The following is an 11,585-nucleotide window of genomic DNA, read 5'->3' on the forward strand; positions in this document are numbered from 1 at the left end:
CAGCAGCGGCCCAATCAGATCCCACTCCGCTTCCGACAAATCCCCGCGACCCATGACTGCTCCTCAAAAAGCAGTCTTGAATCAGAAGTCGACGCGATTGGGAATCCCTTTTGTCAACACGGCCTAGGCCATATCGCGAATGCAACAGCTTCGCTGCTCTGAGGATAGCCTTTTCAGAAGTGACAAACCCGGCAGCACATTCGTGAATTGCTGCCACTAAATGCATCAGATCGGACCGGTCTTGGACCGTCAGCTTTCCGTCACGGGTACGGTCGGGAAATACTATCAGCGCAAGTTCCGCCATGTAGGCGTCCCCACTCGACCTAGGCGGCAATGGTAGGCGAGGTAGCGCCTTCGCTAGCTCAAGAACCGGGTCGCTGCTTTCGGGCTTCGAATGCCGTTCCAGTTCCTTAACAAGTTCGGCCGTAATCGCGAGCCGGACGTCATTTTCGAATGCCGCGGCCATTACTCTGCTCGCCGCCGGTCCACGGACCCGCTGCTTCGTTACATCGAAAATGACGTTAAGATCCAACACGTACAGCGGTGCGCGGCCGGCCAACGGCGCGGCGATCGACAGCGACCCAAGGGCGGATGGATTGGCAATAGCGAAATCTAGAAGGCTTGGCGTTGAGAGTTCTAGCACCCGAACATTGATCGTGCGGCCACGGGTCTTGCCGCCGGGGCGAGTCCGAATGACCTCGAATCCAAGATCAGAATAGAAGCCATTGGCGTCCTTTAGATCGCTTGCCACGTCAGCCCTAACGCTCAGATAGCTTGATTCTTCGAGTACCCGGATAACTTCTAGGAGAAGTCGGCGACCGACCCCTTGGCCTCGAAAATCCGGGGAAGCCCACGTTTGGAAGATACGACCCTGAGGCAAGGCGCCGCCGAACAGTGTGTAACCGACGAGCGCGCTTCCTGAATCAACGGCCACGATCATGCGGCCTTGATAGGCAAATTCGTCATATGCCCTGGCAGGAAGAAAGCCAAAAGCTGCCTTCTCCCGATCTGCCGCCTCTCGAATCCTGCCAACATAAGGCTCAATCTCGTGCCGAAGCGTCAGGAGCCTAATTTCGACGGTTTGTTTGGAAGTGTTTATTTGTCCCCTCATTGACCCAGTTGAGCGAAATCTAATCGTCATGCAACTGGAAGTGCTGAGAGACGACCTGGAGTAATGTCCGGCGCGAATACGTGTGAAACTAAAAAGGCCTTGAAAAGGCGCCCAAAAAATTCGGCGCTTTTTTCGATGCGGAACATCGTCGCGCCGCGGGCCGCCGTCTCTCGCTTTCCCATCGGCACAAAATCGCATCACCTTAAAGGCTCCCGCCACATGATGATGCAGGAAGAATGGCAGCTTTAGCTTTCTGTCTTTTCGAAACTGCCAGACTGCAACCGGCCTTAAGCCGTCGACCCGAGCTGATAATGGTGATCTGAAAAACCGAGATCTCTCCGCCCCGCCAGCGTCCCGGTACAAAGGTCTGCAATGGCTGCGTTGAGTATCTCACTCCTCACGCCGGTTGCATCATCGGTGGTAATCAGCGCGTCCGCCAACCCGGCAACTTCGTACGCCCTCCGCCGTTCTCGCCAATCGCGCGCATAATCTTGCCGATCGAGCATGCCAAGATGCTCCCAGAAGAAGGTCTTGCCGCCCGTCTGAATGGTGAAATCGGGCCGGATGCTTACGGTGCGGTCGCCAAAGGGAAGATTCATCGGCTCTTCATATGCGAAGCTTAACTTTCCCTCCTCGCGGGCGCGGACGAGGCTGGAATAGACCATATATTCAATCTTGGACCGCACGCGAACACCGGGCTCAGGCTCGAATAGACGGGCGCTGTCGAATGGCGCTGAAAATACAGAGGAATTGCGCATTGCTAGGACCGAGCGATCTCTTGCGATACGCAGCGGGTTGGCGCGATCAGAGCGTTCAACCAGCAATGTCAGACGCCCCTGTGAACGCGTCATACCGGTGTAGAGGAGCTCGCTCGAAAGCAAGGCCCGGCGCTCCGGCACCACCATGAGCACTTCCGCGAATTCACTTCCCTGCGCTTTGTGGACGGTTAATGCATAGGCGAGTTCAAAGTCTTCTGCTTGCATCTTTTTCCAATCCAGCGACCAATTGCTCTCTGGAAAAAAGCCCTGCCAGCCGCTTTTTCTGGTGCTGGAAAGGACGCCGATCGAGCCATTCGAAAGGCGAAGATCTCTCGTTTTTGTGCCGCTGTTCCAAGTATAGTAATTCGTCACTCGGACAAGCTTGTCCGAGTGGAAGAAGCCATCAGTCTCACCCCATTTCGTGTCGCGCACGTCGGCCCGCCATGTGCTGGCGACAAATTGGCTGAGCCCCAGCGTGCCGCTAATTCCTCCGCGATAGGGCGAAAGAACCTGAGCGCGATCAAGAGCCAGGTCTTTCGACTTGAACCCCTTCACGTTTCCGTTTTCGTACAGATTGAGGAGCAGATTGTAAGCCTCTTGCCTCGGCATCTCCGCATGGCCGGGCACGGCGTCATCAAGCACTCCGTCTATAAAGTTTTCAACCTCGCCATGTAGTTCATCGGTGTTGTCAAAGTAACGAACGGTCAGAAAATCGCTGATCTTCCCACCTTTACACATCGCGTCGAAGAGCTCGCTATGGTAGCGATTGCGGCCAGCGAAGAGGTGGGCGGCCTCGATTACCTTTGGATCATGCTTCTGTCGGCAATTGGTAATCAGTCGCACATGATTATTTTTCTCAAACTGTTCGTTGGCGCGAAGGTGCGTGAGAATGTCCTGGAGCGGCTTGCCACAGCCAATAGGCGGGAGCTGGTTTTCGTCGCCAACCAATATGAGACGCTTTGTTAGCGTGGGCTGATGAACCTCGATAGCGCGGAATATCAACGCTAGCTGGAACAGGTTCACCATCGAGCTTTCCTCGACTACGAGATTGTCGAACGGCTCCAGTTTGCCTGATCGCACCATGGCTGCGAGATCCGCATCTTCGTCAGTGAATCGTCCGAGACCCGATCGCCATATCCAGCGATCGATCGTTTGAGCCTCCCACGCGGCATTACCTCGCTCCTGATTTAATCGGAGCGCTGCTTTGCCTGTTGGCGCGAGCACCAATGTGGTCTCGCCTCTGTCCTCAAACTCCTTAAGCAATCGCAACAAGGCCTGACTTTTTCCCGATCCAGGGCGTCCGGTCGCGCAATAAAAACGCTCAGCCAGCGCACCAGTCATGAGGCGGGTGCGCTCGACCGCAAAAAGTTCGGCGTCGAAGGCGCCGATCGCGGCACTAAGTGCCGCCACTTCATTTGCAACATAGCCCTCGATCCAAGCGGAGTCGGCCTTGATCGTCGGCAATGCAAGACGCTCGGAGACGACGCGCATGATAGTCTGTTCAGCATTCCAGGTGGATTGGCGGTAAAAATAATGAGCGCCATCGACCACCTCGACGTGGAGGCGCTCCCGGAAGTGGGCGAGATGGCCTGAAGACAAGAGTTGGGCCGGGCTTATTGCGAGCTTCTCGCGGTAGAAAAGTGGGTGCTGCGCGGCATGCTCTACCAAAGCTGTCTGCGACAAAAAGCTGTGGCCCGCCGCTTCGGCGCTGCGCAGAGCTTCGATGGAAAAGGCCCGGAGCCGCTCAGGTCCTGCGACGGTTAGGTCGTGAAGATCTTCGTGCCGGTCCATGTGGTTGAAGTCGGGAAACATCCCGATATCGATGACGGCATAATCTATCGGGCTATCCGAACGTTGCTCGCGGTCAAGGTCGGCGCGCTCTTCGGCCGCGACGGTAGTTGTCGGAATATAAGATTCTGCAAGAAGATAGGGGTTGGCCGCGATATCATCGTCGCCAATTGCTAAGCCGCCGAAGGTCGAACCGCCATCGCTATCGGTAAATAGGATCCGACCAATTTGGCGCGGCGTTAACGTGAATAGAGCGAGCTTCCGCAAAAGTGGGAGCCGCGACGCATTGTCCCGGAAGCCGGCCCGTGCCCGCTGCCAAGTAGGTTTTAACGGGGCAAGGACGTCTGGCGTTCCTTTCTCCGACAGATGTGCAAAAAGCGTCTCCGCTAAATCGACATCAGCTGGAAGGGACGCTCGGAGTGCCGCCACCACAGCCTGCCCCGCCTCGCCTTGGGGCTGCACTTCCCCTTCTGACAGGTCCGCAAGAGCGGTAACAATAGAACCGAGACCTGGGTAAAGGCTGCGGTCAGCCCAGCAATCCGCGATGATATCTTCGAGCCTGTCAATAGCGCCTCCTACATCGGCTATGCCATGCGCTTCCGCCCGCTGCAGAGCTCGTCTCAACTTGTAGAGAAGGTTCAGTGCATGATCGTCATGGACCTGCTCGGAGACATATTTGAACCGCGGCAGCAGGGCCGGATCGTCGATGAGGACGCGTATTTCTTCCAGTTTTGTTTCATCGTCCGGATGCGTTTCGATATGCTTGAGATAAACATGGTAGGGCAGGACGACGCCTGCCTCCTTCCCATGATGCTCTAGCTTCAGTGCCCAATTCATGACTGGGAAATTCTTCATACTGTCAGATTGGCTGCGAAGCTTCTCGAGCTCTTTCTCGTCGAACTGGAAGGTGCCTGCATCCTTGATATCTTTTAGTCGCACGCAGCCAACCAAAGCATATTTATACTCGTCGGCGGAGATGGGGTTGTCATAATTCAGATAAAGAAAAATCAACGAGCGGTCCGCGCTTAGCCGGCCTCGATAACGCTCGATCCGCTGTTCAAGATCGGGGAAATATTGTCCGTGCTGCTCTTTGCTATTGTGTGTGATCGAGAGCCGAAAGGGCCATGTGTAGACCGTGTTGGCCGGAAGCTCGTCTACGATCTGCTTTTTATCGCTCAACCTTGAGAAGGGATGGCGATGCAGTGTTTGCGTCGCATTGGTAGCGAAGGCCGACGACGTCCAGAAACAGGGGGGCTGGTAACCGGGAAGATCGGCGTCAAGCGCACGGCAAGGGGTCTCGCACTCGATTTTCTTTTCGCGTGCGAGACGTTCAGACAGTAGCGAGTGGCTACCCGAGCAATAGGTGTTCGCTGCCGGATCGTCGCACACGTGACCGTCCCAACCACGATCATGCCACGCCATCCGCGCTGTAATATGCCAGGTCACGAAAGCCCCCTCGATTATAGAATAGTGTCTGCGGTAGCAGGTACAGTGTTTCGATATGAGGGGAACTGCCAAATGCAGCCCAGATTACAGGCGATTGAAACAGCCGGCGCCGACATCTCCGAATGTTAGAGCTCGCCGTTGCTTATCGCTTTGAGCACTTTTCCGCTTCGGACCACAGAGTCTGAACCGGAGTCGCCCGATCTGAAACTGTGAGATTGCATGGCCACCAGCGATACAATATAAGGTCGCCAAGGCCCCAAAAAAATGCCTCGGAGTTCCGGGGGCAGGCTTGGGGGCCATCAAAATAAGCTCTTCAACATACTGAAAAATAACAAAAAATAGGTCAAATTTCTCGGTCCTGTAAGCGCACGAGCACCATCCGCGCGAAATTCTGGGGGCCGATGCGAAGAATCGTGTCCCGGCAACATCGCGGTTTCAGGCAGGGTATCAGACGGGAGCGAGAGGCGGGTTCTGACCCGCGCGCGCTTCAAGTTCGGCGATGCGTTCTGAGCAGATTGTGTGAACAGCGCGGCCCAGTTCCTCGACGCAGCCGCCAAGCCATTGCAGCTCATCCTCAGTGATGCGGTAGTGCTTCGATTATGCCGAGCGGTCCACTATGCCGAGTGGGCGCGCGAACCCCTGCTTTCCAACAGCTTTGCGCTGATCGGCTCGGCATAGTTTTTAGCATCCGATCTGGGGCAATCGACAGCGATCGGGCGCAATGAGGTCTTGCCACCGGGCGAGAAGATGGCGAGAATCCGGTGATGAGAAATGATGTCGACCATCTGCCCCCGGCGCAGCAGGAAGAACTGACGCGCGCGACGCGGATTTTGATGGACGAATTTGCCGTCGCGACTTCGCGTGCGACGCAGCCATGGAAGAAGAACGGCAAGGTCCGGAAGATCGTTCTGTTCGGCAGCTATGCGCGCGGCGACTGGGTCGACGAGCCCGAGAATGGCTATCAGTCGGATTATGATCTGCTGATCATCGTCAGCCACGCCAATCTCACCGATATTGCCGAATATTGGTATGTCGCCGAGGATAGGATCCTGCGCGATGCGGAGATCGCGCGGCCCATTAACATCATCGTCCACACGCTCGAGGAGGTGAACCGCGGCCTGAAGCGGGGCGAATATTTTTGGGTCGACATCGCGCGCGACGGCATCGTGATTTACGACCTGCCCGGCAGTGAACTGACCACGCCGATGCCGCTGACGGCATCTGATGCCTATGAAATGGCCAGCGGTTATTTTGCGGACTGGTCTGCGAAGTTGAACGATGCGCTCGAGATCGCAGACTTTTGCATCGAGAAGCGAAAGTTTAACGACGCCGCCTTCACGCTGCATCAAGCCGCCGAACGCGCCTACACCTGCTTCCTGCTGGTACGCAGCCACTATGTTCCGCGCTCACATAATCTGAAGTTCTTGCGCTCGTTGGCCGAGGACCGTGACCCGCGGCTCGTCGAGGCCTGGCCGCGGGCAACGAAGCTCGACCGCCGGCGCTTTGAACTGGCGAAACGCGCATATGTCGAGGCTCGCTACTCGGCTGCGTACGACATCGGTAGCGATGATCTGCAGGCGATCAGGTCAGCGGTGACCATGTTGCGCGACGCGGTCGAGACGGTGTCGCGCGAATGGCTCGATGGGCTCCGGCAGAACGCCGACCTCTGATCGCTCAGCAGCCGCTGGCTACAGCGCGTCGAGAAAGGGTAGCCGTCTTTGCGCAGCCGGGCCGTATTCAGGTCGATGCAGTCCCTGAATGGCCCCGCCCGCAAATCGCGGATCGTCCAAGCTTTACCGCCGACGGCCGCCAGGTGCCTTTTGCCTTTTCACTGACCGTCGACCAGCGTCCGCTCGACCCGCGGCACAGCTATGCGGTGTCGGCGCGCATCACCGACGCATCGGGGCGGCTGATGTTCATCACCGACACACGCAATAGCGTGGCGTTCGATGACCGGAGCCGGATCGACATGGGGACGCTGACGCTGGTGAAGACGCGCTAGGCCTATTCTCGTCATCCCGGCGAAGGCCGGGATCTCGACCTCGCGTTTATTCGATACGGGGAGATCCCGGCTTTCGCCGGGATACGAAGGTGTGGGCGGCGCATAGCTATGCGCGACCCTGCCGCTTGACGCTGCGCCTTCGCAGGTGCAGCAAAGCGGCTTATGGGCCCGCCTATCCAGATCTCGCAAAATCCCGACATCCGCTATCTCGGGCGGATCCTCGGTGACGTCATTCGCGCCTATGGCGGCGACAAATTGTTCCGGCAGACCGAATATATCCGCTCATCGAGCGTCGATCGGCATCGCGGGATCGCGGGGGCCGAGGCGATCGATCCGGGGCTCGATGCGCTGAGCCTGGATGACACGGTCGCGTTCGTGCGCGGGTTCATGCTGTTTTCGATGCTCGCCAATCTGGCCGAGGACCGGCAGGGGGTTGCCGCCGAGCCCGAGGCGACCGTCGCGGCGGCGATCGACAAGCTGAAAGCCGACGGGATCGATAGCGACGCGATTGCCGCGCTGCTCAGCGCCTCACTCGTCGCGCCGGTGCTGACCGCGCACCCGACCGAGGTGCGGCGCAAATCGATGCTCGACCACAAGAACCGCATCGCCGAGCTGATGCTGCTGCGCGACAGCGGCGCCGACGAGACGCCCGAGGGCGATGTCGTCGAGGATGCGATCCGGCGGCAGATCGTGCTGCTGTGGCAGACGCGGCCGCTGCGCATGGAAAAACTGTTCGTCGCCGACGAGATCGACAATGCGCTCACCTATCTCCGCGACGTGTTCCTGCCGGTGGTGCCGAAGCTATACGCGCGCTGGGAAACCGAGCTGGGGCAGCGCCCCGCGAGTTTCCTGCGCGTCGGCAGCTGGATCGGCGGCGACCGCGACGGCAACCCGTTCGTCACTGCCGAGACGATGGTGATGGCGACGGGACGCAATGCCGCGGCGGTGCTGGGCCATTATATCGACGCGGTGCATGGGCTGGGCGCCGAATTGTCGGTGTCGGCGAGTCTGGCCGCAGTTCCGGAAGCGGTCGAGGCGCTGGCCGAGGCGAGCGGCGACAGCGCGCCGAGCCGCCGCGACGAGCCCTATCGCCGCGCGCTGTCGGGCATTTATGCGCGGCTGTGCGCGACCTATATGCAGATCGTCGGCAAGGCGCCGCCGCGGCCTTCGGCGCTGAAGGGTGACGCCTACGCGACCCCCGCCGATTTCCGCCGCGACCTCGTTACGATCGCCAATGGCCTGTCGGCGAACAGCCAGGGGCAGTTTGGCGGGATCGGTGCGCTCGGGCGGCTGATCCGCGCGGTCGAGGTGTTCGGGTTCCACCTTGCGACGCTCGACATGCGGCAGAACAGCGCGGTGCACGAACGGGTGCTCGCCGAGCTGCTCAAGGTATCGGGCGTGTGCGCCGACTATCTGGCGCTGGACGAAGATGCGCGCGTCGCGCTGCTCACCGCCGAACTGCAAAGCGACCGGCCGCTCGCGGCGCCGTGGCACCAGTGGAGCGACCAGACCGCGGGCGAGCTCGCGATCGTCCATGCCGCTGCCGATGTGCGCGCGCGGCTGGGCGGCGATGCGATCTGTCAGTGGATCATCAGCATGGCGCAGACCCTGTCCGACCTGCTCGAGGTTCATGTGCTGGCGCGCGAAGCCGGATTGTGGCGCAGCGGCGAAGCGGCAGGACAATCGAACCTGATGGTCGTCCCCTTGTTTGAGACGATCGCCGATCTCGACAAGGCGCCGGACATCATGCGCCGCTATTTCGCGATGCCCGAAATCGGACCGCAGGTCGGACAGCGCGGGCATCAGGAAGTGATGATCGGCTATTCGGATTCGAACAAGGACGGCGGGTATCTGACCTCGACCTGGGGATTGCATCAGGCGTCGCAGGCGCTGACCCCGGTGTTCGACGAGGCCGACACCGCGATGCAATTGTTCCACGGCCGCGGCGGCGCGGTCGGGCGCGGCGGCGGCAGCGCCTTTGCCGCGATCCGGGCGCAGCCCGCAGGCACGGTGCAGGGGCGTATCCGCATCACCGAACAGGGCGAGGTGATCGCGGCGAAATATGGCACCGCAGCGAGCGCGGCGGCGAACCTGGAGGCGATGGTGTCGGCGAGTTTGCTCGCGAGCCTGGAGCCCGAGGCGCTGAGCGACACGGATGCGGCGCGCTTTACCGCAGCGATGGATGCGCTGTCGGACAGCGCCTTCGCGGCGTATCGCGGGCTGGTATACGACACCCCGGCGTTCAAGGATTTTTTCCGCGCGATGACCCCGATCGCCGAGATCGCGACGCTGAAAATCGGATCGCGCCCGTCGAGCCGCACCAAGTCGAGTGCGATCGAGGATCTGCGCGCGATCCCGTGGGTGTTCAGTTGGGCGCAGGCGCGCGCGATGCTGCCCGGCTGGTACGGGACGGGCGAGGGTTTTGCGGCGTTCGGCGACAAGGCGCTGCTGGCGGACATGGCGGCGGGTTGGCCGTTCTTTGCGGCGCTGCTCGGTAATATGGAGATGGTGCTCGCGAAATCCGACATGGGGATTGCGGCGCGCTATGCCGAGCTGGCGGGGCATGTCGACGGGCATAAGGCGATCTTTGGTCGCATCCGCGACGGGTGGAACCGCGCGCATGACGGGTTGCTCGCCGTCACCGGCCAGACGCGGCTGCTCGAAAAAAACCCGGCGCTCGAGGCGTCGATCCGGCTGCGGCTGCCCTATATCGAACCGCTCAACCTGCTCCAGATCGAGCTGATGAAGCGCCACCGCGCGGGGGAGACCGACCCGCGTATTGCCGAGGGCATCCAGCTGACGATCAACGCCATTGCGACGGCGCTGCGCAATAGCGGCTGACGCGTCGCCCTCGCGCAGGCGGGGGACGCGGTCCGGTTTGCGGAGCGACGAAGATCAAGGCCTCAAGCGGCCTCCGCTTGCGCGGGGGCGGCGGTGTGTCAGGTCTTCGTAATCACCACCTCGCCCTTGGCATTGGCGCCATCGGGGGCGAAGTTGATGCGGAAATCGGCGCCGTCTTTGTCCTTGCCGGCCAGCGTGTCGCCGGTGCGAGTGACCTTGACGCCCTTTTTGGCGAATTCGCCCGCCATCCAGTCGGCGGCCTTGGTCGACGCCGCGGGTGAGGTGAAGCCGAGTTTGACGGTCGCTTTGCCGGCGCCATTCTTCTCGTTGGCATCGACGTCGACCGTGGTCACCTTGCTGCCGGGGTAGAGTTTGACGCCATCGATGTCGAAATCGCTTTCGATGTCGAGGTCGACGAAATCGGGGATGTCGATGTCGATCGACGCGCCTTCGCCGCCGATCTTGATATTGCCGCCGTCCTTGCCGGCCTTGATCTGGACGCCGCCATGCTCGTCGCCGGCGTTGATCGAGACTTCGGTGGCGTCGTTGGCTTTCTCGTCCGATCCGCAGGCGGCGAGGAGCATCATCGGGGGGATCAGGAACGCGAGGCGCATGGGATATCTCCTTGGTGAGTTATATAAATAATACACCTTGAAGCTGGGCGAGTCAATCGACCCCTCTTTCGTCATGCCGGACCTGATCCGGCATCCATGCCGCGGGCGCGGTCATGGACCCCGGATCAAGTCGAGCGAGCTACATGGCTCGTTCGAGGGTGGCGATGAGAGAGACGCGAGCGTCATGCATCGATGCTGGTCCGCAGGTCGCCGTGCACCAACCCGCCGTCGACGGTGATCGTGTCGCCCACGACATAGTCACCCGCTTTCGACGCAAGAAAGATCGCGGCGCCGGCCATATCCTCGGGAACGCCGATGCGTTTGACCGGAATGCTCTGCGCTACCGCGTCGCCATGGTCGCGCGCGGCCTTGTTCATGTCCGACTGGAAGGCGCCGGGTGCGATCGCGGTGACGAGGATATGATCGGTGACCAGCCGCGCCGCAAGACGCTTGGTCAGGTAGAGGATCGCCGCCTTCGATGCATGATAGCTGTAAGTTTCCCACGGATTGAGTCGCTGGCCGTCGATCGAGCCGATGTTGATGACTTTCGATGGGCGTTCGTGCGTCCCGCCCGCCTTGAGCAGGCCGTGGAGCGCCTGCGTCAAGAAGAAGGGCGATTTGACGTTGATGTCCATCACCTTGTCCCAGCCCGCCTCGGGGAAACCCTCGAACGGTTCGCCCCATGCCGCGCCGGCATTGTTGACGAGGATGTCGAGGCGCTCTTCGCGCGCTTCGAGTTCCTTGGCGAGTGCGCGGCAGCCTTCGACCGTCGCGAGGTCGACCGGCAGGCCGATGACCCTGCCCGGATAGCGCGTTTCGAAATCGGCGATGGCTTCCTCGATCTGCGCGGTCTTGCGCGCCGAGATGTACACGCGGGCGCATCCTGCGGCGAGATAGCCCTCGACGATCATCTTGCCGATGCCGCGCGAGCCGCCGGTGACGAGCGCGATGCGGCCGTCGAGGCCGAACATGTCCTGAAGGTTCATTGTCTCATCCTTTTTTTCCTCCCTTGGAGGGGAGGGCTG

General features: G+C 60.3%; 7 protein-coding genes. 3 read left to right on the plus strand and 4 right to left on the minus strand.

From position 1 onward, the window contains the following. Window positions 1-1,111, minus strand: a 1,111-nt coding sequence (locus tag CDQ92_RS19815) for a GNAT family N-acetyltransferase (protein ID WP_158213916.1), incomplete at its 3' end; no start/stop codon positions are given. A 287-nt stretch (window positions 1,112-1,398) separates the two neighbouring features. Then, window positions 1,399-5,103: an ATP-dependent DNA helicase gene (locus CDQ92_RS19820; protein WP_144035845.1), complete on the minus strand. Its 3,705-nt coding sequence runs from the start codon at window positions 5,101-5,103 to the stop codon at window positions 1,399-1,401. Between the two features lie 764 nt (window positions 5,104-5,867). On the opposite strand from CDQ92_RS19820, the gene CDQ92_RS19825 reads away from it, so the two are divergent. From CDQ92_RS19825 to ppc, 3 genes are all read left to right on the plus strand, one after another. Further along, complete coding sequence (locus CDQ92_RS19825; protein ID WP_088444002.1) at window positions 5,868-6,773, plus strand: HEPN domain-containing protein; 906 nt, start codon at window positions 5,868-5,870, stop codon at window positions 6,771-6,773. Next, window positions 6,737-7,105: a YbaY family lipoprotein gene (locus CDQ92_RS21890; protein ID WP_268239202.1), complete on the plus strand. Its 369-nt coding sequence runs from the start codon at window positions 6,737-6,739 to the stop codon at window positions 7,103-7,105. The genes CDQ92_RS19825 and CDQ92_RS21890 overlap by 37 nt, the downstream gene beginning before the upstream one ends. A gap of 162 nt (window positions 7,106-7,267) precedes the next feature. Beyond that, entirely contained in the window at window positions 7,268-9,946 is a 2,679-nt protein-coding gene (gene ppc / locus CDQ92_RS19835) for a phosphoenolpyruvate carboxylase (protein WP_088444003.1), read from the plus strand. A gap of 98 nt (window positions 9,947-10,044) precedes the next feature. On the opposite strand, the gene CDQ92_RS19840 is transcribed toward ppc, so the two are convergent. Both CDQ92_RS19840 and CDQ92_RS19845 read right to left on the minus strand, forming a co-directional pair. Beyond that, on the minus strand, window positions 10,045-10,560 hold the full coding sequence (locus CDQ92_RS19840; protein WP_088444004.1) for a hypothetical protein: 516 nt from the start codon (window positions 10,558-10,560) through the stop codon (window positions 10,045-10,047). Between the two features lie 182 nt (window positions 10,561-10,742). Further along, entirely contained in the window at window positions 10,743-11,546 is an 804-nt protein-coding gene (locus CDQ92_RS19845) for an SDR family oxidoreductase (RefSeq protein ID WP_088444005.1), read from the minus strand. Between the last annotated feature and the right edge of the window lie 39 nt (window positions 11,547-11,585).

Source organism: Sphingopyxis bauzanensis (assembly GCF_002205675.1).
In the GTDB taxonomy this organism is placed as follows: Bacteria; Pseudomonadota; Alphaproteobacteria; order Sphingomonadales; family Sphingomonadaceae; genus Sphingopyxis; species Sphingopyxis bauzanensis.